The organism is Marinomonas sp. ABL3_031 (assembly GCF_056161265.1).
On the sequence record NZ_JBSWYU010000002.1, the window covers coordinates 119,669 to 143,152 of the forward strand.

The window sequence follows — 23,484 nt, forward strand, 5'->3', positions numbered from 1 at the left end:
CACCATTATTTTTCGTTTTTATTGAACCAATCAATATTTCATAATCATATTATTCACACAAAAGAGAAAAATAGCATGCTTTCTATGAATCATTTTGAACTTTATTCCGTCATGGTGATTACCCTATTAGCCGTCATTAGCCCTGGACCCGACTTTGCCATGGTGTCAAAACTGTCTCTGTTGCAAGGAAGACGGGCAGGCGTGCTGTGCGCTCTGGGCATTGGTATGGCGATCAGCGTCCACATCACTTATACCCTGCTCGGGCTTGGCATTGTGTTAGCGAATCATGCTTGGCTATTAGAGTTACTACGTTGGCTTGGCGCCACCTATCTTATTTGGTTAGGCGCTTCTGCACTCTGGCCAGATATTAAAAGGTTGGTTTTCAGGCTTAAACCATACTCGATCAAACAAGAAAGTATTCAACCGTACGCTGCGAACACGCCTCCGACTAAAGAGCCAACAAAGCGTATCATGAGTAACAAAAGCTCGGCCTTTTGGTGCGGTTTTACTTGTAACGCATTGAACCCAAAAACCATGTTGTTCATCGTTTCTTTATACAGTCAGGTGGTCGTTTTAGATGCCCCTTTGATGCTAAACATCGCCTATGGATCTTATATCGCGCTGGTTCATTTTATCTGGTTCGCCTTGGTGGCCTTGTTACTAACCACCTCACACGTAAAGAGCAATGCTGCGCTTTTTAAGCAATGGATTGAGCGAGTTTGTGGGGTCGTTTTGGTCGCGTTTGGTGGCAGGCTGCTCAGTCAATAAACAACAATAGAAAGGCGTGGTATGAGCCACGCCTTTTCTAAATTCAGTCCTTTCTAAATTCAGACCTTTTTGTATTCAAGCCTTTCCGATCAGCCTTAGTAATAATTGAAAATAATTCTCATTAATGTTTTAATTAAAAAATTGATATGTTATAACAAAACAATAAATCGAGTTTAGGAGATTTTTTATGCGAGCTAACATACACCCAGATTATCGAACCGTGATTTTCCATGACACCAGTGCTGATACGTATTTTCTGATTGGATCGACCATCAAAACCAGCCAAACTCTGGAATGGAAAGACGGTAAAACTTATCCGTATCACTCTATTGATGTGTCTTCGGCATCACACCCTTTCTACACAGGTCAGCAACGCTCTGCGCAATTGGAAGGACGTGTTCATAACTTCAAACGCCGTTTTGGTGATCGTAAATTGAAAGGAAACAAATAGATGCAGGTTTTATCTTCTCTAAAAAGTGCCAAGAAACGCCACCCAAATTGCCAAGTGGTGAAACGTCGCGGTCGTGTGTTTGTCATCTGCAAAGACAACCCTCGTTTTAAAGCCGTACAAGGCAAAGGCGGCAAACGCAAATAAAGCAATCAAGCCAGTGAGACGTCTCACTGGCTATTTTATTGATTTGGAATTAACGCCAAGAGATCGGTAACACCGGTATCGATGCCTGCTTGGCTCAACAAAGTGGTGAGCTGGCCACGATGATGCGTTTGATGATTAAAGAAATGCAGCAGCAATAAACCAAACTCTTTACTAGCTTGCTGGCCTTTTGTGTTGTGATAAGTGAGTGATTGCTTGAGTGACGCATCCGATAAGTCTGCAATCATATTGATGATAAGCTGATCGAGTGTTTGACGTGCTTGTTGGCAATCCTCCAAAAGCCTATAGAGGCTTTCATCCAAGCGGCTTGGTTGAGGGTAAGTTTGCATGTCTTGTAACGCCAGCTGAGCGTCAGGGTGATTTGCAAATCGCTTCAGCCAAATAATGTCTCCCACCAAGTTATGATTCAAAGTGCCTAATATGGAAGAGAAAAATGCACCTCTGTCTTGGGTTAATTGCTCTTCTTCAAGCTGTGCTGCAGCACGATAAATTTGCTTATTCATCCACAGGTTGTAATCTGCCAATAAGGCCAAATGTGTTTTCACTGGGTGTTCCCTCTGCTATAGATTCTTTTCAGGCTAAAGCATGACTTGCCAGTAGCCCACGTCGTGCCAAGCATCAAATTTTCGCCCCACTTTTTCAAAATGCCCAACCTTTCGCATACCAAACTTTTCATGTAAAGCCACACTGGGAGCATTCGGCAAAGTGATACAACCAATCACAGCTTGTAAATCTTGGGCTTTGAGCCGTTCAAATAATGCCTGATAGAGCTTTGTCCCTAAGCCTTTTCCGCCCTGCTCAGCATGCAAATACACACTGACCTCAACCACAAATCGATACGCTGAACGGGCTTTCCATTGAGTCGCATAAGCATAGCCCACTATGTCGCCATCCATTTCATAAACCAACCAAGGTAAGCCAGCCGCTTGCACCGTCTCTATCCTTTGTAAAAGATCACTGGCATCAAGGGTCTCTTCTTCAAAGCTCACCACGGTATTGGCGACATAATGGTTATAGATGACCACAATAGCTTCGGCATCCATTGGTATTACATCTCTTATCATGAGCTATTCCTCTTAAAAGGCACTTCAAACGAATTACAAAACTTTCAAAAGCTTTCTTTAGTTTCATTAAAGTCTCCAGAACTTCCGCTCGGGAAGAAGCTTGGTAGACTGCGGCGCTATTCAAAAAACAAACAAAAAAATAGTGAGTCAAACATGATCATTAACGAAACCATGACGGTACGTGACCAACGTATCAGCAAAGCTATTCTAGCCATTGCCGGCATTATTATTTTTATGGCAACTTTTGCAGGAAAAATGCCAGGAGGCATGATTGGAGCTTTAGGCATTATGGTGGTTGTCGGCGCCATACTCAACTTTATCGGTGACCGAACACCTATCATCAACCAATTTTTTGGTGGTGGTGCAATTGTGGTCATTTTTGGCTCAGCCTATCTTTTTCACAGTGGTTTCTTTCCGACCAAAGCGGATGAAAATGTCACCACCTTTATGAAAATTTTTCACAGTGGTTTCTTTCCGACCAAAGCGGATGAAAATGTCACCACCTTTATGAAAAGCGGTGGTTTCCTTGCCTTCTATGTCGCCAGTTTGGTCACTGGCTCAATTCTGGGAATGGACACGCAAACCCTGAAAAAAGCCGCACTAAAATACATTCCTGTAATTCTTGGTTCCGCTTTTGTTGCCTGTGTTCTTACCGGTGTCGTCGGTATGCTGCTAAGCAAAGATTTCTATGACTCTGTGATGCTGATCGCGCTACCAATTATGGGTGGCGGTATGGGTGCAGGTGCTGTGCCTTTGGTGGAAATCATGTCTGGCAAAACTGGCATGAACGCAGAAACCTTGATGTCACAAATGGTTCCAGCCTTGGCTATTGGTAATGCCATCGCTATTGTTATGGCGGGCCTGTTGAACAAACTCGGTCAAATGGCACCCAGCCTAACTGGTAACGGTCAACTGATTCGTGGTCAAAAAGCCATGGTTGATGACAGCGAAGAAAGCAGCTCGTTAAATGTCACGATTTTGGGTGTGGGCGCTTTGTTAGCAATGAGCATGTACTTTGTTGGTACGGTTCTTTCTAGCTTTATCAGTATGCACACTTATGCCTTGATGATCTTGTCGATCGCCTTGATCAAGGTCTCTGGCATCATGCCAAAAGCGTTAGAGAACGCTGCACATTCTTGGTACAAATTTGTTGTAAGTAACTTAACACCTGCCCTTTTAGTAGGTATCGGTGTGGCTTACACAAATCTAAACCAGATTATGGATGCTTTGTCGCCTTTATACTTCTTCTTAGTCTTCACTACCGTCATGGGCGCTATTCTTGGTGCTGGTTTAGTCGGTTGGTTAATGGGCTTTTACCCTATCGAAGCGGCGATTACTGGTGGTTTGTGTATGGCCAATATGGGCGGCACGGGCGATGTTGCGGTACTAGCAGCCAGCAAACGTATGGAATTGATGCCATTTGCCCAAATTTCTTCACGAATTGGCGGTGCCTTCATGTTGATCCTTGCCACCATTGTGGTTCAATCAATCGCCTAACCTGTTCACCCTTGATCGGGAGGGGGATTCCAGCCCCTCTTCTGATCACCCTTTCAACCTCCGCTTTTCTTTGTCAGCTTTAGTCGCCTGTTTTAATGAGCTATAATTGGGCTTTTATTTTTGTCAAAACCTATCTCAAATATGACGCTCAAGTCCTATCTCGCTCTGATCACCATATCCACTATCACACTGCTCATTATCGCTGCAGCCGCCACGTTTGGTTATGTGTTACGCACAACCTATTTAGACAACATCAGTCAACGCGGATTGGAATTGGCAAGAATCATCGCCCATGACGACAAAGTCATTAAAGCCGTAAAAAACAGCAACCGAGGACAGGCACTCAATATACAAAACTATGTGGAAGACATTCGCGAACAAACCGACGCCTCTTTCATTGTTGTGGTGAATGATCAGGCTATTCGTCTTAGTCACCCCTTAGCTAAGCGCGTAGGTCAAGCTTTTATAGGTGAAGATATCTATCCCGCACTAAAGTTGGGTCAAAGCTACACCAATGTGGCAAAAGGGTCTTTAGGAGAAGCCATACGAAACTTCACACCGATATTTGATCAAGACAAGATTATTGGTGTCGTCAGCGTTGGTTATTTATCCAAGACCACCAGTGAGCTTATCTATCAACACCTAAAAGAAGCCGCTTGGTTGGTGATTCTACTGTATTTTATTGGCGTATTAATCGCCATGATATTTATCGCCAAGTTAAAACGCACTTTTTTAACCCTTGAGCCTGAGGAAATTGTTCAAAAGTTTAAAGAACAAGAACTCATTCTCGACAGCATTCGTGATGGCATCATTGCGGTCAATCACGAACAACAAATTACTGCCGTCAATAGCATGGCAATGGAATGGCTGACCATGAAAGCGCTCACGCCAAATGAAGTGATCAATAAATCATTGAAACATTATTCACAGAGCCTTTCTCACTTTGTACTGGAAGCGCAAGGTCAAATTATTCAACAGCATTTCAGTATCGGTAAACTGGATTTTCTCGCTACGCTTTATCCCTTAGCCTATTCAAAAGATACCTTTGGTTACGTCATTGTGTTTTACCCTGATCATGGTGAGAAATCCCTCGAACAAGAACTCACCAGCACAAAAAACTACGCCGACTTACTGCGCGCCAAAACCCATGAATATACCAATCGTCTGAATGTGCTGTCGGGCATGCTTCAAGCCGAACACTATCCAGAGGCGGTAGAATTTTTGCAGCAAGAAAGTGATGGTGACCAAGCCATGCTGCGCCAGATCATTCAAACCATTGAAAACAGTGCCGTCGCAGGACTCATTTTTGCAAAGCATAATAAAGCAAAAGGCCTACAGCTAGAGTTAGTGATCGACAGCGATTGTCAGCTCGGCCTTTATTCCCCGCAAATCAATGAAGCCTTGGTCACCCTGCTAGGCAATTTACTTGACAATGCCATGCTGGCGGCATGGCATAATCGGCATGTGAGAGCGGCTTTCGTTAAGCTCTTTATCAGTGACCGTAATGCACATATTATGCTACAGGTAGAAGACAGTGGTGCCGGTGTGGACGCCAAGTTAGAAAGTCGAATATTAGACTTTGGCATAAGCAGCAAGCACAATACCGAGCAAAATGGTATTGGACTTTATCTGGTGAAGAAAATCGTCGACCAATTTCACGGCAGTTTGGATTGGGAACGTAGCGAAGAAAATACCACTGTATTTAGTATATATTTGGACAAACAGGCGTTAAAAAAATGACCAGCATTGCAGTAATGATTGTGGAAGATGACCTTAGAGCCAGCTACGTGCTTGAATCCACCATTAATCAACAAGCGGGATACAATGTGGTGGCCGTTTGTGAGTCCTTGGCCGAAGCGCAGCTCAAAGCTACTGCCTTTCAGCCGGAGTTGGTCATGGTAGATATTAGTCTTCCCGATGGTAACGGCTTACAGCTCATCCAAAGGCTTAAACATGACTTACCCAATGTAAGCTTCATCATGACCACGGCTGAACGAGAAACCAAAACCATTGAAAAAGCCATTCAATTGGGCGTAATGGATTATTTGGTCAAACCCATTCGTATGTCTAGGGTTGAACAAGCTTTGGCCGATTATACTGAGTTCAAGCAACGTATCAATAAAATGGACAGAGTCGATCAACAAGATATCGACGCTTTATTTCGCAAAAAATCCAGCCAAGATAAAAGCCGTAAAACCCCGAAAGGAATAGACGAAAATACCTTAGAGGTGTTGCTTAAACATCTGAAAAAAATGGACAACGGGCCTTTCACTGCGGACGATATCGGTGAAGCGGTAAGCTTGAGCCGAATTACTGCACGCCGATATTTGGAATATTTAGAGTCTCAAGGTCAAGTCAATATGACACTAGATTATAAGACTGGTGGCCGCCCTAAACAGCGTTACAATAAGACCCTATAATGTCTGTCTTAAATAATGTCATGACCAAGTGCCCTCATCTCATTCAAACCATTTCAAACAAACTGCGTACGCTGTTTAAAGGCAAACAACGTCCCCTGAACACGCTTTTTATTGGCATAGATTATCGCTGTTTTTGCTTGGCAGAAGCCCTACTGCAAGGCAAAGTTGGCAGACCCGTCAGCATCGTCGCCTTTATTGACGATGAACCATGGAATAATCGTACCAAGGTGTTGGGTTCCACCGTTTATTCACCCAGTGAAATATCCGCATTAGTGCCCAAACACCAAGTGGATTTGATCATTCAAATCCAAGGGGAGTCCATCCAGATTGCTGATAACATCTGGCAAGGCATATTGGCAACCAAGGTTAAGGTCTTAACCCTAAGTTTGGATCAAGCGCTTAATGAACAATTAGAAAGAGTACGTGAACAGAGCTTACTTTTTGAATAGCGGCACTCATTGTCTGTGATCTTGATTTTGCCTCCTATTCTTCTTTCTAGATAACCTTCAAATATGAGACGGTTATCACCAAAAGTGCTTTTAGAAAGCAGAATCAACATTCTGCTCATGATACTTTCCCATAGTATGCATACTGCATGTCTCTATATGTCCATAAAGACAAATCACACAACCACACTCATCCCCATGATATGTCTCTTAATTGTCCGAGATATCCTTAAGAGACACTTTCTTTTCTTCCATCCAGCAAAATGGCACACCAAATCGATTTTCACTCAATACACTTGTTAGCATTTTGGAGATGAAGAGATGCGCCATTCAATAAAACTCATTGCATTGATAGGTCTATGCGGATGCATCACAGCTTGCATATACTTACCCTTTATCACGAAAGAGGATACATTACCTCCGCAATTTCATGGGATCTGGCAATCCAATGGTTACGGCTATTTGATTGATGCCAACTCAACAGAAATCAAGGCTTATAATATAACCCCCGAAATATGCATTGCTGATGAGAATCTTGCGAACGCATTTTCATCTTATGCACTGGATGAGGTACCCAACGCAAAGTTGATTACCAGCACAGATGGACAAAACCTCTACTTTTCGGAGCCATTTGAAACCTATGCAATTCAATTTCAAAGAGTCAGTCAAGTTCCCGAGCGTTGCAATATCACTGTCCCAGACGACCCAATCTCGACTTTTAATGCTTTCGCCAGCCTGATGCGTACTCACTATGCCTTTTTTGATTTATATCGTGTGGATTGGGAAGCCACAGTGAAACAAGCGCGCCAAGAGATCTCTAACGATCTTGATGATGACAGATTATTTAAGTTACTTTCCGCCATGATCTACCCCCTCAACGATGCCCATTTAAGCTTGTCGCGAACAGTAGATGGAACCGTCGTCGGATACTCCCCCAAGCGGGGCAAATTAACACCAGAAATTACGCGATTGGCTGCACAGCAAAAAATACAGCCATATCAAATGACGGAAAAACTCATTCAAAAATATTGGCAGCAAGACATTCGCCAAAACGTGCTCAAAGGCCAAGGTAAAATGGCGGGCCACAACATGGTCCAATATGGCATTACTGCGGACGATATCGGCTATATTGCATTCCTTGCCACCTACAATTATGCGGGCAAAGGGACTGAACATCCTGCGGAAGATAGAGCCGAGTTACAAAGTATTCTTGATGACGCCATTTCACTTTTCAATGAGCGACAGGTTACCGCAGTGATCCTTGACTTAAGTGTCAACTACGGTGGACATAATTTCCCAGCCAGAGATGTCGCCGCACGCTTTACTGACCAAGCTAAATTGGCTTTTTCAAAACGTGCACATGACGCACTTCATCAAGCGCCCTATCCTATATTTGTAACCCCTTACCCTGAACCTGAAAAACGCTTCTCAGGGCCGGTTTATGTACTAACCTCAGAAACCACAGTCAGTGGTGGTGAAGTAATGGTCTTAGCGTTACGAGCTTTACCAAATGTAACGCAGATTGGCGAATCAACCAGTGGCGCTTTATCGGACATTTTAACCAAACACCTGCCCAATGGGTGGCAACTTAATATATCGAATGAAATCTATATTGACAGTAACAGTGTCCTCTGGGAAGGTCGTGGTATTACACCAGATATTCCGCTGGAGGTGTTTGATGCAAAACACCCATTTGGTGGAAATCTCAACCCCGTGCAACAGGTAATTCAAAGAGTTCATCAAGATACTTCAGGGAGTCCCTAATTGCTGAGTTGAATTGAGCATTGCTCGTAATGCCCTAACGAGACCCAATCTCTCCTCAACACACCGCTAAAAGGACTGATTATCAGTCCTTTTTCTTGTGACAATGATTATCTATACTCACACAACTTGGTATAGCAGATAGCGCAGTAAAAATGTGAAAAAAGTCTACCCATCAATATTAACAAAACAAGATGCCAGTTAAGCTCAGTGACACCAAGACTCATCTTGCCTTTAAAACTGTTCTTCCCATCACGATGAGACATCTTAGATCTTTAGATTCTCTAAAATAAACATCAAATACAGACACCAGATGAGATTGAATTCATGAATCAATGGACACGCATTATTTGCTTACTCGGGGCCAGCCTCGGCACGGTTAATACAGCACAAGCCGCTTTTCAGGGCATTGGTGAATCTGAGGGATTTACCTTAGGCATCATCGTCGGAAGTGACTTTTCAGGTTATGCGAAAACCGATCATGGTGACATAGCACTCCTACCCTATGCCTCCTATTCGTTTGAAAATGCCAAAATCGCCGTGGACGGGTTGTCCTATACTTTTTTTGAAACCGATAAGACGGAAGTGAGTGCCGCTATTGAATATCGTGACTCTCATGCGGATCAAGAAGACTCCATCATCTTTAACGGCATCCACCGAAAAAGCGGTGTCGATGCTACGTTAGGAATCAATTATCGTCTCGATGACAACTTCTACCTTTCATCCGAGCTGCTTGGGGATGTTTCAGGCACTTCCCATAAAGGCTATTCGCTTTCTAGCAAAGTTGGCTATGTCACGCAGTTTGACTTACTCAATGTTGATTTAGGCACCGGAGTGACTTATCGAAACTCGGCATTAAGTCGCTATTTATATGAGGTAAAAAGTCATGAGGTAAACAATGACCGCAGCCAATATACATCAAATGATACCCTAACAACTTTTGTGGATCTGACAGCCCTGTATCAGTTCAGTGAAACCTGGTTTGGTTTAATAATGGCGCGCTACGATTTCTATTCCAGCGATATCAAACGAAGTCCGCTGATTGGGCATACTGGAGAGGGATCCATTATTATCGGTGTGGCTAAACGCTGGTAAGCCCCGGTTTCCGGTCATCAAGAAAGCTTGATGACCTCAAGGTGAAAAAGGGAAGGTTAAAGGCATCCAAATTGGCAAAGGCGTTAAATCCACATTGTGTCTTTGCAGCAAACCACTAAATTTGCTGTATGCCCAATTGGTTTGCTTGCTGCGTCTTCGCCAAACCTCAGCAAACCTATGCTGGCATGCCTTTACATTGCTGACACTTATCCTTAACAAAGAGTCGAACCAGCTCTCTTTCACTAGCCATCATCCACTAAATAGTCGTCATTTGGTCATCGACTTTATTAGCAATGTAAGCGCCAATGGGGAAGGCACTGGTTGCGGCAGGAGAAGGCGCATTGCAGACATGTAAAGTGCGCTTACTATTAGCAAACAGGAAGTCATGTACCAATGAACCATCTTTCATCACAGCTTGTGCACGAACTCCAGAGGGATAAGGTTGTAAATCTTTCAATTTAATCGCATCACAATACTTGCGTACTTGCTGTAAATAACCGTATTTAAACCAAGAATTTTTCGTCTCAATGAGACCGGTTTTCCAATAGGTTTTGAGTAACCACCAGAAACCAGGAAAAGACAACATCTCAGCCACATCTTTTACACTAAAATTAATGCGACCATACCCTTCTCGCTTCCAGCTTTGTACTGCATTCGGACCAACCATTATCGAGCCATCCATCCTACGAGTCAGGTGAATCCCAAGAAAAGGTAAATCAGGATCGGGAATAGGGTAAATGAGGTGCTTCACAATATTATTGTGATGTGCGGGTAATTGATAATACTCACCACGAAAAGGAATAATTTGAAAGTCCGTGGGTATGTTCAGCATTTTACTCAATCGATCAGCCATTAAGCCACCACAACTGACCAGAAAATCGACCGGTAAACGACCTTTTTTTAATTTGATGTCAACATAATGATTGTGTTCTTCCAAATCCACCACTTCACTTTCTAACATCAAGGCACCACCCGCATGCTTAAATAACTCAGCCAATTTTAGGCAAATTTGCTGATAATTCACTATACCTGTAGTGGGCACATGCATTGCGGCAACGCCTTTAATATTTGGCTCCCGGCGCTTTAATTCCGCTGCATCAAGTAATTCTACCTTTAAACCATTTTCACGACATTGCTTATACAAAACCAACATTCGCTCAACTTCCACCTCATTGGTGGCAACCAACAATTTTCCGCACTCTTCATAATCAATACCGTGTTCACGGCAGAAAGCTTTGGTGTCTTTTGCACCGCGAAAGCAGAAATCGGCTTTAAGCGAACCCGGTGCATAATAGACACCAGAGTGAATCACACCAGAGTTATGACTCGTTTGATGCAAACCGACTTGCGCCTCTTTCTCTATCAATAAAATTCGATATTTTGGATAACGCGTTTGTAACTGCCACGCCGTGGATAAGCCCACAATACCGCCACCTATGACTGCAATATCGTACAGAGACTTTTGAAACATTCCGTAAACCTCCCAGTCTGAATACTTTATTATTGTTCATAAAATTCAATTTGGTGATAAGTTATTTTATTTTTTTACCCTGTAGGCAAATCGAAAAAGGTCTGGGTTGTCTAAATATAAACGTATGCAATTGTGACAAACACAAGCTACGCCCTGTGCTTCTGTTGGTAATAAATCCAACATTTGCTGAGGAATAGATTCTACAAAACACCAACATTGTTGTTCTTTTTCTAGGCCACAAGCAGCATCTTGCTGACAAAATGGGCATTCCGACATAATATTCTCGCAAAAAAAATCCCCGCCAATGGCGAGGATTTTATCATCAATGATGATCAAAAAAGCACTTTCGCTTACCAGCCAGTGATCTCTTTCAATGCTGAACCTATGTCAGCAAGAGAACGAACCGTTTTAACACCAGCGTCTTGTAGCGCTGCGAATTTCTCGTCAGCTGTACCTTTACCGCCAGAGATAATCGCACCAGCGTGACCCATACGCTTACCAGCAGGTGCAGTAACACCAGCAATGTAAGACACAACAGGCTTAGTTACGTTTGCTTTGATGTAAGCAGCCGCTTCTTCTTCCGCTGTACCACCGATTTCACCGATCATAACGATGGCTTCGGTTTGTGGATCGTTCTGGAACATTTCTAGAACGTCGATGAAGTTAGTACCTGGGATTGGATCACCACCGATACCAACACAAGTAGATTGACCGTAACCAGCATCCGTTGTTTGCTTAACCGCTTCGTAAGTCAAAGTACCAGAACGAGATACGATACCGACTTTACCTGGCAAGTGGATGTGACCTGGCATGATACCGATCTTACATTCACCTGGTGTGATCACACCTGGGCAGTTAGGACCGATTAGGCGAACACCTAGCTCGTCACATTTAACTTTACAATCAAGCATATCAAGCGTTGGTACACCTTCAGTGATACAAACGATCAGCTTGATACCAGCGTTAGCGGCTTCTAGGATAGAGTCTTTAACGAAAGGAGCTGGAACGTAGATAACAGAAGCTTCCGCGCCTGTTTCTTCTACTGCTTCTTTCACTGTGTTGAACACAGGAAGACCTAGGTGAGTTTGACCGCCTTTACCAGGCGTTACACCACCAACCATTTTCGTTCCGTAAGCAATCGCTTGCTCAGAGTGGAACGTACCTTGTCCGCCAGTAAAACCCTGACAGATGACTTTCGTATCTTTGTTAATTAAGACAGACATTATTATTTGCCCTCCGCAGCTTTAACAACTTGTTCAGCTGCGTCTTTTAGACTTGTTGCAGCAATGATGTCTAGACCAGAGTTAGCTAGAACTTCACGGCCTTTCTCTGCGTTAGTACCTTCCAAACGTACAACAACAGGTACGTTTACACCAACTTGCTCAACCGCACCAATGATACCTTCTGCGATCATGTCACAACGTACGATACCACCGAAGATGTTAACCAAAACGGCTTTAACATTGCTGTCAGAAAGGATGATTTTGAATGCTTCCGCTACACGCTCTTTCGTCGCGCCGCCACCAACGTCTAGGAAGTTAGCTGGCTTACCACCGTGTAGGTTTACGATGTCCATGGTACCCATTGCTAGGCCGGCACCGTTGACCATGCAACCTACGTTACCGTCTAGTGCAACATAGTTAAGTTCCCACTGAGCCGCATGTGCTTCACGTTCATCTTCTTGAGATGGGTCGTGGAACTCTTGCATTTTCTTCTGACGGTATACCGCGTTGCTGTCGATGTTGATCTTACCGTCTAAGCAGTGCAAGTTACCTTCGTCAGTGATGACTAGAGGGTTGATTTCTAGTAGGGCAAAGTCGTAGTCGTGGAACATTTGTGACAAACCAAGGAAGATCTTAGTGAACTGCTTGATTTGAGTTGGGTTTAGACCCATTTTGAATGCCATTTCACGCGCTTGGTAAGGTTGTGCACCGACTAACGGATCAATGATGGCTTTATGGATAAGTTCTGGCGTTTCTTCCGCAACTTTCTCGATTTCCACACCACCTTCAGTAGAGGCCATGAAAACCACTTTACGAGTCGAACGGTCAACAACAGCACCTAGGTACAATTCGTTTGCGATGTCAGTGCAAGACTCAACTAGAATCTTAGCAACTGGCTGACCATTAGCGTCTGTTTGGTAAGTAACTAGGTTTTTACCTAACCAGTTAGCCGCAAAAGCTTTTACTTCGTCATAAGAATCAACAAGTTTTACACCGCCCGCTTTACCTCGGCCACCTGCGTGAACTTGAGCTTTAACAACCCACTTGTCGCCACCAATTTTTTTCGCAGCTTCGACCGCCTCTTCTGGCGCATCTACTGCGTACCCTGTCGATACTGGCAGGCCGTATTCAGCGAAAAGCTGTTTAGCCTGATATTCATGTAGGTTCATTTGATTCTTCCGCTCATCTGAATGATTGACATAAGTTCTGTCGATTAAGACAGAAAATGCCGACTTAAGAGCCGGCAAATCTAATTTTTATTAACGCTTTTTACGGTTCGCAACGTGAATTGCGTGACCATCCACAGCCAAGGCTGCTTCATGAACTGCTTCACTTACTGTTGGGTGAGCGAATACAGTCAACGCAATGTCTTCTGCTGTTGAGCCGAATTCCATTGCAATTACTGCTTGCGCAATCAAGTCAGCCGCATGACCACCAATGATATGGCAACCTAGGATACGGTCTGTTTCTTCACAAGCAATGATCTTAACAAAACCATCTGTGTCGTTTGCTGCCATAGCACGACCAGAGGCTGCAAATGGGAATTTACCCACTTTGTATTTAACGCCTTCCGCTTTAAGTTCTTGCTCGTTTTTACCAACCCAAGCAAGCTCTGGATGAGTGTAGATAACAGAAGGAATGCAATCGTAGTTCATTTGCGCTTTGTGACCGGCGATGATATCTGCCACCATCACACCTTCTTCAGACGCTTTATGAGCCAGCATTGGCCCACGAACGATGTCACCAATCGCGAACACGCCAGGTACAGAAGTACGGCATTGCTCGTCAACAAATACGAAACCACGTTCGTCCAAGTTAACGCCAGAATCTCCTGCCAAGCAGCCGTCAGTGAAAGGCTTACGACCTACCGCAACGATCAACTTATCAAAGGTTTGCTTCTGCTCTTCACCTTTTGCATCAAGGTAAGTCACTTCCACTTCTTCGCCGTTAATTTGGCTACCCGTTACTCGAGCACCAGTACGGATGTCTAGTTTCTGCTTCTTGAAGATCTTAGCCGCTTCTTTCGACAAGTCTTGGTCACATAGGCTTAAGAAAGCATCTTGTGCTTCAAGCACAGTTACTTCAGAACCCAAACGCGCCCATACAGAACCCAACTCAAGACCGATAACACCAGCACCAATAACACCTAAACGCTTAGGTACTTCACGAAACTCAAGTGCACCTTCGTTATCAACGATGATGTCACCAGTACGTGGCGCTGGCGGAATGTTCACAGGCACAGAACCCGTTGCAAGAATAACGTTCTCTGCTTCGAAGACAGTAACAGTACCGTCGTGCGCAGTGAATTCTACTTTTTTGTTCGCAAGCAGCTTACCGAAACCTTCGAAGCTGGTTACACCGTTTGCTTTGAACAAACCTGTGATACCGCTCGTTAGTTGGTCAACGATCTTGTCTTTACGATCAACCATGGCATTCACATCCATAGCAACATCGCCAACACTAATACCGTGTACGCCGTAGCTGTCTTTCGCATCATGGTATTTTTGCGAAGAATCCAATAAAGCTTTAGAAGGAATACAGCCAACGTTCAAACAAGTACCGCCAAGGCGCGGCTTGCTGTCTTTGTCTAACCATTTTTCGATACAAGCTGTCTTCAGACCAAGCTGAGCAGCACGGATTGCAGCCACATAACCACCAGGGCCGCCACCAATTACAACAACATCAAATTTATCAGACATAAGAGGTCCCATTTTTCAGTCAGACTGAGCGACTTAATATGAAAGAAGCCGCTCAGTATTCAGTTCATACCACTAGATGAGTATGAATCCTTAGATTTCAAGTACCTTAGATTTCAAGCAATAGACGCGCTGGATCTTCTAGTAACTCTTTGATAGTTACTAAGAACTGAACCGCTTCTTTGCCGTCGATCATACGGTGGTCATAAGACAGAGCCAGGTACATCATTGGCTGGATCACAACTTGACCATTTACCGCCATTGGGCGCTCTTGGATTTTGTGCATACCCAAGATAGCGGTTTGTGGTGGGTTAATGATTGGCGTAGACATCAAGGAACCGAAAGTACCACCGTTAGTGATGGTGAAGGTACCACCTTGCATGTCGTCCATACCCAATTTGCCTTCGCGACCACGAATAGCAAAATCCATGATAGAAGACTCGATATCAGCAAGACCCATGGCTTCTGTGTTACGTAATACAGGCACCATCAAACCACGATCCGTAGAAACCGCTACACCGATATCTTGGTAACCATGGTAAACCATGTCGTTACCATCGATAGAAGCATTTACCGCTGGGAAGCGTTTTAGGGCTTCTGTTGCCGCTTTCACGAAGAAAGACATGAAACCTAGTTTCGTGCCGTTATGAACCTTCATGAATTCGTCTTTGTACTTCTTACGAATTTCCATCACAGGACCCATGTTAACTTCGTTATATGTCGTTAACATTGCCGCTGTTTGTTGTGCTTCAACCAAACGTTTCGCGATAGTGGCACGCAGACGCGTCATAGGAACGCGTTTTTCAACACGACCATCTGCACCCAAAGCTGGCATAGCTGCAGGAGCTGCTTTCGCTGCTGGCGCTGCTGCTGGCTTAGCTTTCGCCGCCGCTTCAACGTCTTCTTTAGTGATACGACCACCTTTACCAGTGCCTTTCACTTGAGCTGGCGTTAAGCCCGCTTCAGCAAGCGCTTTACGTGCTGCAGGACCAGCAACGCCATCTTCATCACCAGCTTCAGCAGGAGCAGAAGCTTGTGCTGCAGGAGCAGCTGCTTCACCAGAAGCGCCGACTAGGAATGACGCTAATACTTCATCACTCAGTACAGTGTCGCCTTCGTTTTTGGCAATATCACCAATCACACCATCCGCAGGCGCAACCACTTCAAGAACCACTTTATCGGTTTCAATATCAACGATATGCTCGTCACGAGAACAAGCTTCACCTGGCTGTTTGTGCCAAGCTGCAACCGTACCATCTGCAACAGACTCTGGGAAAGTGGGTGCTTTGATTTGTACCGTTTCTTTGGCAGCAGAAGACGCTGCAGGAGCCGCTGTTTGTTCTGCTGCTGGAGCAGATGCAGCCGCACCACCCTCTTCAAATTTTGCCAAAACTTCATCGCTTAGTACGATGTCGCCTTCGTTTTTAATAATTTCAGAGATCACACCATCAGCTGGTGCAACCACTTCAAGAACCACTTTGTCGGTTTCGATATCAACGATGTGCTCATCACGAGAACAAGCTTCGCCTGGCTGTTTGTGCCAAGTAGCAACGGTTCCATCGGCTACGGATTCTGGAAAAGTAGGTGCTTTAATTTCAATACTCATTTTATACCCTTATCTCTGACAGGCTATGGTACTAACCAACTAGTGCGTCGTTGACCAGTGCTTCTTGCTCTTCAACATGGACTGACATGTAACCCGCTGCAGGAGCAGCTGACGAAATACGACCCGCAAAGCGAATCTTCAATTCTGGGTACAGTTTTTCCAATACTCGATTCATACGGTGGCGGTTGGCATGCCAAGCACCTTGGTTTTTCGGCTCTTCTTGACACCAAACCAAGCTCTCAACATTTTTGTAAGGTTCCAATACCGCTTCTAGATCAGCGTATGGGAACGGATACAATTGCTCCAAGCGAACCACAGCAACGTCTTCTTTTTGTAGCGCTTCACGACGATTAATCAAATCGTAGTAAACCTTACCGCTACACAACACAATGCGTTTCACTTTATCAGCCGCGATGGTTTCAGACGCTTCTGGCAATACTGTTTTGAAGCTGCCTTCGGCCAAATCTTCCAGTGTCGAGATTGCTTGCTTATGACGCAACAAACTCTTCGGCGACATAATAATCAACGGACGACGCATTGGGCGGATAGCCTGACGACGCAAGATATGGAAAATTTGCGCCGGTGTGGTTGGTACACATACTTGGATGTTGTACTCAGCACACAATTGCATGAAACGTTCTAGACGAGCAGAAGAGTGCTCAGGACCCTGACCTTCGTAGCCATGTGGCAACAACATGGTCAGACCACACAAACGTCCCCACTTGTGCTCACCACTGGTAATGAACTGGTCAATTACCACTTGCGCACCGTTGGCGAAATCACCAAATTGCGCTTCCCAGATCACCAAACCTTGTGGTGACGTGCTGGCATAGCCGTATTCAAACGCCAATACCGCTTCTTCTGAGAGGTAAGAATCGTACAAGTCTAAGGTTGGTTGAGCTTCTGAAAGATGTTTCAGAGGAATGTAAGTACTACCATCTTTTTGACTGTGAACAACAGCATGACGGTGAGAGAAAGTACCACGACCGGAATCCTGCCCCGTGAAACGAATCGGATAACCTTGCTCAAGCAAAGTCGCAAAAGCCAAGGTTTCAGCGTAACCCCAGTTAAGCGGCAATGCGCCGGCTGTCATCTTGTCACGATCTTGATAGATTTTTTGAACCTGACGCTGAACCACAATGCCATCTGGAATGTGAGTCAGTTTCTTAGCGACTTCTTGAAGATTCGCTAATGGGTAACCTGTGTTGCCTTCCGCTGTCCATTCAACACCCAAGTAAGGTGTCCAATCGACAAACAGTTTGGTCTGTGATTCCAATACCAAACTTTTCGCAACATGACGGCCATTGTCCAAATCTTCGCGATTTTCATTCGCCATCTGATCCGCTTCAGCCTTGGTGATCACATTGTCATTGATCAAACGGTCTGCGTACAAATTACGAGTGGTTTTCAACTTACTAATGACATTGTACATCAGTGGTTGAGTACCAGAAGGCTCATCTGTTTCGTTGTGACCACGACGACGGTAACAAACCATGTCAATGACCACATCACGACCAAACTCATAACGGTAATCCAACGCCAATTGCGTTACGAACAACACGGCTTCTGGATCATCACCATTAACATGGAAGATCGGCGCTTGAATCATTTTCGCAACGTCTGTTGCGTATTCAGTAGAACGCGAGTCTTCTTGGCGGTTAGTCGTGAAACCAACTTGGTTGTTAACAACGATATGAACCGTACCACCTGTGCGGTAGGCACGAGTTTGCGACATCTGGAAGGTTTCCATTACCACGCCTTGACCAGCAAAAGCAGCGTCACCGTGAATGGAAATTGGTACTACGGTTTTACCCGTGTTGTCTTTACGTCTGTCTTGACGCGCGCGTACCGAACCTTCAACCACTGGCGAAACGATTTCCAAGTGAGATGGGTTAAAAGACAGAGCGATGTGTACTTCGCCACCTGCCGTCATCACATTGGAAGAGAAACCTTGGTGGTATTTCACGTCACCAGAAGTGTTAACCAGCTTCTTACCTTCAAACTCGTCAAACAAGTCTTTCGGGTTTTTACCTAAGGTGTTCACCAAAACGTTTAAACGACCACGGTGCGCCATGCCAATCACAACTTCTTTCGCACCCAGTGCACCAGAACGTTGAATTAGCTCATTCACCATAGGAATCAAACTTTCGCCACCTTCCAAACCAAAACGCTTAGCGCCTGGATAACGGCTGGCAAGATATTTTTCCAAACCTTCAGCTGCTGTTAGGCGTTCTAGTAGACTTTCGCGGGTTTCTTTAGAGTATTCAGGGTGGGATCGAACGGATTCTACTCGCTGTTGCAGCCAAGCTTTTTCTTGCGTATCAACAATGTGCATAAACTCATAGCCGATACTTCCACAATAAGTTTTTTCCAGTTCTGATACGATTTCACTTAACTTCATGTTGTCTTTGTTAAAGAACAAAGAATTGACGTTAAATGATGTGTCCAAGTCGGCGCCGGTTAATTGGTGGTAACCAATATCCAAATCTGCCACTCTTTCACGCTTTTGCAATCCAAGAGGATCCAATGTGGCATGTTGATGACCACGAACGCGGTACGCATTAATCAACTGCAAAACACCGATTTGTTTCTGCTCATGATCAGAGCTGACGGCAACACCAGTACTGGCAGGCATAGCTCTGAATTTATTTTTACCTATTTGCAGAAATTGTTCTTGAATCACTGAATGAGGAAGATCAGTTGACTGGGCTTCGCTTATGCGAGGCAATTGGTCAAAACATTTCCGCCATTCTTCCGAAACTGAATTCGGATCGACGAGGTAGCTTTCAAACAACCCTTCTACATATTCCAAGTTTCCACCTGAAAAATGAGAGGTGCTCCACAGCAACTCCATTAAACTTTCGTGCATTCTCGATCACCCTTATGTTCGAGCCAGCTACCGGGGTCCCGGTTCAATCTCGCGATTGATCTTTTTATCAGGCCCGTAAGACTTATTACAGTCTCGATTTTTTTGTTTACTTCCAGCTACTTTCGCCCTATTACGTTCAATACTAAGTCACTAAAAGCATGTCACTCAATTGATGAAATACTTTGCATCCATAATCACTGAGTTAGCGACTTTTCTTAGCACATCCTTGCTCGTAAAGGTCGAATTTTAAATTCTTTTCATCTTATTCTCCAGCGGAGAATATGCAAAAATGGCGGCATTGAATCACGATTCAAGCCGCCGATATCGGCAGTTAATTGTAGATCAACTTGATACTAACTGCATCTTCCATCGATTAGGTTGCTCTTTGCAACAACATGGAACGGATATTACCGATTGCCTTAGTCGGATTTAACCCTTTAGGACATACGTTCACACAGTTCATAATACCATGGCAACGGAATACACTAAACGGATCATCCAACTCACTTAACCGCTCTTGTGTTGCGTTGTCACGACTGTCCGCCAAGAAGCGGTAGGCCTGTAGCAAACCAGAAGGACCAACAAACTTATCTGGGTTCCACCAGAAAGATGGACAGGCTGTTGAACAACATGCACATAAGATACATTCGTAAAGACCATCAAGCTTTTCACGCTCTTCAGGACTTTGCAGACGCTCGATTGCTGGAGCTGGCGTATCGTTCATCAAGTATGGACGGATCTTTTCGTATTGCTTGTAGAACTGCCCCATATCAACCACAAGGTCGCGTACCACAGGTAAACCTGGTAGTGGACGCAATACTAGTTTATTGCCTTTAGCAGCAGTAGAAACTGTTGTAATACAGGCCAAACCGTTCTTACCAGACATATTCATACCATCCGAACCACACACACCTTCACGGCATGAACGGCGGTAAGAAATTGTCGGGTCTTGCGCTTTCAACAAGTTCAGAACGTCCAGTACCATCAGGTCTTTACCTGCTGGTAACTCAACTTCGTAATCCTGCATGTAAGGAGCATCGTCCTTCTCAGGATTATAGCGATAAATACTAACTAACATTCACATAACTCCTTAGTAAGAACGTGCTTTAGGTGGGAAAGCTTCCATTGTTTTAGGCGCAAAGTTAACATCACGCTTGGTCACTTTCTTATCTGCCGGGTGATACAAAGAGTGCTTCAACCAGTTCTCATCATCACGCTCAGTGAAGTCGTTACGAGCATGCGCACCACGACTTTCTTTACGGAACTCAGCAGGAACCGCTGTTGCCTCTGCCACTTCAAGCAAGTTTTCAAGCTCAAGAGCTTCAATACGAGCAGTATTAAAAGCTTCACTCTTGTCGGCAAGGTGAAGATTTTCAATACGCTTACGAATTTCCGCTAGCTGCTCTAGGCCTTTCTGCATAGAGTCACCTTCACGGAATACACCGAAATACAATTGCATTACACGTTGCAGGTCAGCACGAACTTCAGCAACACTTTCACCGCCAGTTGAAGCATTTAGACGATTCAAACGCGCCATGGCTTTTTCAATGTCAGTGTCCGTTGCGTCCAGGGAATCAAAACCTTCATCTAGAGATTTTTTCACCTGCAAACCCACCGCACGACCAAATACAACCAAATCCAGCAAAGAGTTACCACCTAGACGGTTAGCACCATGTACGGATACACAAGCGGCTTCACCACAAGCGTATAGACCGTCGATAACAACATCTTCGCCTGCTTCATTTTGAATCAAAGCCTGACCACCAACGTTGGTTGGGATACCGCCCATCATGTAGTGACAAGTTGGGATGACTGGAATCGGCTCTTTTACTGGGTCAACGTGAGCGAAAGTACGAGACAATTCTAGGATACCAGGCAGACGCTTGTTCAAAGTTTCTTCACCTAGGTGATCCAATTTCAGCAATACGTGATCGCCATCTGGACCACAACCACGACCCTCAAGAATCTCTAAAATCATAGAACGCGCAACAACATCACGACCAGCAAGGTCTTTCGCGTTTGGTGCATAACGCTCCATGAAACGCTCGCCGTCTTTATTGATCAGGTAACCACCTTCACCACGACAACCTTCTGTTACCAGCGTACCCGCACCGTAAATACCGGTTGGGTGGAACTGCCACATTTCCATATCCTGCATAGGGAAACCAGCACGCAACGCCATACCAATACCGTCACCCGTGTTGATGTGAGCATTGGTGGTAGACTGATAAATACGACCAGCACCGCCAGTAGCGATAACAGTTGCTTTGGCTTTCAAGTAAACCGTCTCACCTGTTTCGATACAGATGGCGATCACACCAACGACAGCACCGTCGTTATTTTTCACCAGGTCGGTTGCATACCACTCATTAAAGAAAGTCGTGCCACCTTTTAGGTTAGCTTGATAAAGGGTGTGCAATAAGGCGTGTCCAGTACGGTCAGCTGCGGCACAAGTACGCGCTGCCTGACCACCTTTACCAAAGTCTTTCGACTGACCACCAAACGGACGCTGATAAATACGACCTTGCTCAGTACGAGAGAAAGGCAAACCCATGTGCTCAAGTTCAAAAACCGCTTGCGGTCCAACAGAACACATGTATTCGATAGCGTCTTGGTCACCAATGTAGTCTGACCCTTTTACCGTGTCATACATGTGCCAACGCCAATCATCGTTTGGATCGTCACTTGCGATAGCACAAGTAATACCACCCTGAGCTGAAACTGTGTGAGAACGCGTTGGGAAGACTTTTGTAATACACGCCGTATCCAAACCTGTCTCAGTCAACTGAAGAGCAGCACGCATACCAGCACCGCCGCCGCCAATTACAATGGCATCAAATGAAATTGTACGAATATTCGCCATTACTTATAGCCCCCAAAGAACCTGAATGCCCCACACGATGTAAACAAACATAGCCAAACCGCATAGAGATTGAAAAAAGAAACGAGAACCTGTTGCTTTAATATAGTCAGTTGAAACAGACCACAAACCGATCCATGAGTGGATACCGATAGACAACAAGACCAACAAACTAAAGATGCGCATCCAAGTGGTTGCGAAGAGCGCACTCCACTGCTCATAAGTTAGATCTGGGTTGGTCACCAGATAACCAATAATAAACAGCGTATAAATAGAAAGGACAAGTGCAGAGACGCGCTGCATCATCCAATCGTATAGACCGGAACGGCCAAAGCTTGTGATTTGAGTTACCATATCCACACTCCTGCTAATACGATAAAGACAGCAGCGATAAACAAATTAGCCATTGCTGCACTACGACCGCTGTCCAATTCTTCGAAATACCCCATATCCATAAACAAGTGTTTCACCCCTGCCACTAGGTGATACAACAATGCCGACACCACACCCCACACAATAAACTTGGCAAGGAAACTGGTTTGCAAGATGTTAACAACTTGATCAAAACCCTGTTGAGAATCCAAGGACAAATCAAAAGCGTAAAAAAGGAATGCCAAGCCCACAAAGAGAATGATTCCCGTTACACGATGAAGAATGGATACAATGGCGGTTACTGGCTGGGATATTGTTAAAATATCTAGATTGACTGGTCTTTTTTTGTTCACGATTTATACACCATCTTTTTGATTGAATGGTCAATCACGACCCTATGTCTATATTTACGCTTGTGCGAAACAAAGCGATCACTAACCACATAGGACTGAATTTGAAAACCCCATCGATTTACAAATGCATTACTAAAAGCGACTCTCTTTTAATAACCATAAACAAATCAATGAAATTATCTGGGGCGCAATTATAGACCAGCAAAAAATGCTAAGACAAATAGACAAGACAAGGTGTTTTCAATGATCGCCATTCATCAAATGAATGTAGCCATAAACCGAAACAATAATGGTATAAAATTACATAAATGTAGCCGCAAAAAACACCTGTTTTATCTTTTATAAACATAACGTTACAAAATACCTGTAT

General features: G+C 44.5%; 22 protein-coding genes. 9 read left to right on the forward strand and 13 right to left on the reverse strand.

The annotated features are described in order from the left end of the window. The first annotated feature begins 75 nt into the window (after positions 1 to 75). From ACXAH2_RS03020 to ykgO, 3 genes are all read left to right on the forward strand, one after another. Complete coding sequence (locus ACXAH2_RS03020) at positions 76 to 768, forward strand: LysE family translocator (RefSeq protein ID WP_475076582.1); 693 nt, start codon at positions 76 to 78, stop codon at positions 766 to 768. Between the two features lie 187 nt (positions 769 to 955). Next, positions 956 to 1,219: a type B 50S ribosomal protein L31 gene (locus ACXAH2_RS03025; protein ID WP_475076584.1), complete on the forward strand. Its 264-nt coding sequence runs from the start codon at positions 956 to 958 to the stop codon at positions 1,217 to 1,219. After that, entirely contained in the window at positions 1,220 to 1,363 is a 144-nt protein-coding gene (gene ykgO, locus ACXAH2_RS03030) for a type B 50S ribosomal protein L36 (RefSeq protein WP_013795806.1), read from the forward strand. Positions 1,364 to 1,398: 35 nt separating this feature from the next. On the opposite strand, the gene ACXAH2_RS03035 is transcribed toward ykgO, so the two are convergent. Then, a complete protein-coding gene (locus tag ACXAH2_RS03035; RefSeq protein WP_475076586.1) occupies positions 1,399 to 1,926 on the reverse strand; it encodes a DinB family protein in 528 nt (175 codons plus the stop codon). Positions 1,927 to 1,959: 33 nt separating this feature from the next. Next, on the reverse strand, positions 1,960 to 2,445 hold the full coding sequence (locus tag ACXAH2_RS03040; RefSeq protein ID WP_475076587.1) for an arsinothricin resistance N-acetyltransferase ArsN1 family B: 486 nt from the start codon (positions 2,443 to 2,445) through the stop codon (positions 1,960 to 1,962). Positions 2,446 to 2,598: 153 nt separating this feature from the next. On the opposite strand from ACXAH2_RS03040, the gene ACXAH2_RS03045 reads away from it, so the two are divergent. From ACXAH2_RS03045 to ACXAH2_RS03070, 6 genes are all read left to right on the forward strand, one after another. After that, complete coding sequence (locus ACXAH2_RS03045) at positions 2,599 to 3,942, forward strand: 2-hydroxycarboxylate transporter family protein (protein WP_475076589.1); 1,344 nt, start codon at positions 2,599 to 2,601, stop codon at positions 3,940 to 3,942. A 120-nt stretch (positions 3,943 to 4,062) separates the two neighbouring features. Beyond that, positions 4,063 to 5,682, forward strand: a complete 1,620-nt coding sequence (locus ACXAH2_RS03050; RefSeq protein ID WP_475076591.1) for an ATP-binding protein — start codon at positions 4,063 to 4,065, stop codon at positions 5,680 to 5,682. Next, a complete protein-coding gene (locus tag ACXAH2_RS03055) occupies positions 5,679 to 6,362 on the forward strand; it encodes a response regulator (RefSeq protein ID WP_475076593.1) in 684 nt (227 codons plus the stop codon). The genes ACXAH2_RS03050 and ACXAH2_RS03055 overlap by 4 nt, the downstream gene beginning before the upstream one ends. Next, on the forward strand, positions 6,362 to 6,811 hold the full coding sequence (locus ACXAH2_RS03060) for a nucleoside-diphosphate sugar epimerase/dehydratase (protein WP_475076594.1): 450 nt from the start codon (positions 6,362 to 6,364) through the stop codon (positions 6,809 to 6,811). Before ACXAH2_RS03055 ends, ACXAH2_RS03060 begins: the two co-directional genes overlap by 1 nt. Before the next feature lie 318 nt (positions 6,812 to 7,129). After that, on the forward strand, positions 7,130 to 8,572 hold the full coding sequence (locus ACXAH2_RS03065) for a S41 family peptidase (protein WP_475076596.1): 1,443 nt from the start codon (positions 7,130 to 7,132) through the stop codon (positions 8,570 to 8,572). Positions 8,573 to 8,896: 324 nt separating this feature from the next. Further along, positions 8,897 to 9,664 (forward strand): MipA/OmpV family protein, encoded by a 768-nt coding sequence (locus ACXAH2_RS03070; RefSeq protein ID WP_475076598.1) that lies wholly within the window; start codon positions 8,897 to 8,899, stop codon positions 9,662 to 9,664. Between the two features lie 256 nt (positions 9,665 to 9,920). Here ACXAH2_RS03070 and lhgO read toward each other — a convergent pair whose 3' ends face one another. The 11 genes from lhgO to sdhC all read right to left on the reverse strand — a co-directional run bounded on the left by lhgO (position 9,921) and on the right by sdhC (position 23,114). Next, positions 9,921 to 11,135, reverse strand: a complete 1,215-nt coding sequence (gene lhgO / locus ACXAH2_RS03075) for an L-2-hydroxyglutarate oxidase (RefSeq protein WP_475076600.1) — start codon at positions 11,133 to 11,135, stop codon at positions 9,921 to 9,923. 66 nt (positions 11,136 to 11,201) lie between these two features. After that, entirely contained in the window at positions 11,202 to 11,471 is a 270-nt protein-coding gene (locus ACXAH2_RS03080; protein WP_475076602.1) for a cysteine-rich CWC family protein, read from the reverse strand. Between the two features lie 14 nt (positions 11,472 to 11,485). Next, positions 11,486 to 12,358, reverse strand: a complete 873-nt coding sequence (gene sucD / locus ACXAH2_RS03085) for a succinate--CoA ligase subunit alpha (RefSeq protein ID WP_353668934.1) — start codon at positions 12,356 to 12,358, stop codon at positions 11,486 to 11,488. Between the two features lie 2 nt (positions 12,359 to 12,360). Further along, entirely contained in the window at positions 12,361 to 13,527 is a 1,167-nt protein-coding gene (gene sucC, locus ACXAH2_RS03090) for an ADP-forming succinate--CoA ligase subunit beta (RefSeq protein WP_475076605.1), read from the reverse strand. A 90-nt stretch (positions 13,528 to 13,617) separates the two neighbouring features. Next, a complete protein-coding gene (gene lpdA / locus ACXAH2_RS03095) occupies positions 13,618 to 15,057 on the reverse strand; it encodes a dihydrolipoyl dehydrogenase (RefSeq protein ID WP_475076607.1) in 1,440 nt (479 codons plus the stop codon). 106 nt (positions 15,058 to 15,163) lie between these two features. Continuing rightward, positions 15,164 to 16,660 (reverse strand): 2-oxoglutarate dehydrogenase complex dihydrolipoyllysine-residue succinyltransferase, encoded by a 1,497-nt coding sequence (gene odhB, locus ACXAH2_RS03100; RefSeq protein ID WP_475076610.1) that lies wholly within the window; start codon positions 16,658 to 16,660, stop codon positions 15,164 to 15,166. Positions 16,661 to 16,691: 31 nt separating this feature from the next. Next, positions 16,692 to 19,529: a 2-oxoglutarate dehydrogenase E1 component gene (locus ACXAH2_RS03105; protein WP_475076612.1), complete on the reverse strand. Its 2,838-nt coding sequence runs from the start codon at positions 19,527 to 19,529 to the stop codon at positions 16,692 to 16,694. A gap of 373 nt (positions 19,530 to 19,902) precedes the next feature. Then, positions 19,903 to 20,607: a succinate dehydrogenase iron-sulfur subunit gene (locus ACXAH2_RS03110; RefSeq protein WP_475076613.1), complete on the reverse strand. Its 705-nt coding sequence runs from the start codon at positions 20,605 to 20,607 to the stop codon at positions 19,903 to 19,905. A gap of 12 nt (positions 20,608 to 20,619) precedes the next feature. Beyond that, the gene (sdhA, locus tag ACXAH2_RS03115) at positions 20,620 to 22,392 is read right to left on the reverse strand and encodes a succinate dehydrogenase flavoprotein subunit (protein ID WP_475076615.1); all 1,773 of its coding nucleotides are present in this window, start codon (positions 22,390 to 22,392) and stop codon (positions 20,620 to 20,622) included. A 3-nt stretch (positions 22,393 to 22,395) separates the two neighbouring features. Beyond that, on the reverse strand, positions 22,396 to 22,743 hold the full coding sequence (gene sdhD / locus ACXAH2_RS03120) for a succinate dehydrogenase, hydrophobic membrane anchor protein (protein ID WP_475076617.1): 348 nt from the start codon (positions 22,741 to 22,743) through the stop codon (positions 22,396 to 22,398). Then, positions 22,737 to 23,114 carry a succinate dehydrogenase, cytochrome b556 subunit gene (sdhC, locus tag ACXAH2_RS03125; RefSeq protein ID WP_475076619.1) on the reverse strand — a complete coding sequence of 126 codons (378 nt, stop codon included), beginning with the start codon at positions 23,112 to 23,114 and terminating at the stop codon, positions 22,737 to 22,739. The genes sdhD and sdhC overlap by 7 nt, the downstream gene beginning before the upstream one ends. Between the last annotated feature and the right edge of the window lie 370 nt (positions 23,115 to 23,484).

Excerpts from the sequence above, each read along its gene's own strand:
- odhB (WP_475076610.1), bottom strand. The coding sequence starts at position 16,660 with ATGAGTATTGAAATTAAAGCACCTACTTTTCCAGAATCCGTAGCCGAT.
- lhgO (WP_475076600.1), bottom strand. The coding sequence starts at position 11,135 with ATGTTTCAAAAGTCTCTGTACGATATTGCAGTCATAGGTGGCGGTATT.
- ACXAH2_RS03055 (WP_475076593.1), top strand. The coding sequence starts at position 5,679 with ATGACCAGCATTGCAGTAATGATTGTGGAAGATGACCTTAGAGCCAGC.
- sucC (WP_475076605.1), bottom strand. The coding sequence starts at position 13,527 with ATGAACCTACATGAATATCAGGCTAAACAGCTTTTCGCTGAATACGGC.
- ACXAH2_RS03065 (WP_475076596.1), top strand. The coding sequence starts at position 7,130 with ATGCGCCATTCAATAAAACTCATTGCATTGATAGGTCTATGCGGATGC.
- sdhA (WP_475076615.1), bottom strand. The coding sequence starts at position 22,392 with ATGGCGAATATTCGTACAATTTCATTTGATGCCATTGTAATTGGCGGC.
- ACXAH2_RS03020 (WP_475076582.1), top strand. The coding sequence starts at position 76 with ATGCTTTCTATGAATCATTTTGAACTTTATTCCGTCATGGTGATTACC.
- ACXAH2_RS03110 (WP_475076613.1), bottom strand. The coding sequence starts at position 20,607 with ATGTTAGTTAGTATTTATCGCTATAATCCTGAGAAGGACGATGCTCCT.
- ACXAH2_RS03040 (WP_475076587.1), bottom strand. The coding sequence starts at position 2,445 with ATGATAAGAGATGTAATACCAATGGATGCCGAAGCTATTGTGGTCATC.
- sucD (WP_353668934.1), bottom strand. The coding sequence starts at position 12,358 with ATGTCTGTCTTAATTAACAAAGATACGAAAGTCATCTGTCAGGGTTTT.
- ACXAH2_RS03045 (WP_475076589.1), top strand. The coding sequence starts at position 2,599 with ATGATCATTAACGAAACCATGACGGTACGTGACCAACGTATCAGCAAA.
- ACXAH2_RS03105 (WP_475076612.1), bottom strand. The coding sequence starts at position 19,529 with ATGCACGAAAGTTTAATGGAGTTGCTGTGGAGCACCTCTCATTTTTCA.
- sdhD (WP_475076617.1), bottom strand. The coding sequence starts at position 22,743 with ATGGTAACTCAAATCACAAGCTTTGGCCGTTCCGGTCTATACGATTGG.
- ACXAH2_RS03070 (WP_475076598.1), top strand. The coding sequence starts at position 8,897 with ATGAATCAATGGACACGCATTATTTGCTTACTCGGGGCCAGCCTCGGC.
- ykgO (WP_013795806.1), top strand. The coding sequence starts at position 1,220 with ATGCAGGTTTTATCTTCTCTAAAAAGTGCCAAGAAACGCCACCCAAAT.
- ACXAH2_RS03025 (WP_475076584.1), top strand. The coding sequence starts at position 956 with ATGCGAGCTAACATACACCCAGATTATCGAACCGTGATTTTCCATGAC.
- lpdA (WP_475076607.1), bottom strand. The coding sequence starts at position 15,057 with ATGTCTGATAAATTTGATGTTGTTGTAATTGGTGGCGGCCCTGGTGGT.
- ACXAH2_RS03060 (WP_475076594.1), top strand. The coding sequence starts at position 6,362 with ATGTCTGTCTTAAATAATGTCATGACCAAGTGCCCTCATCTCATTCAA.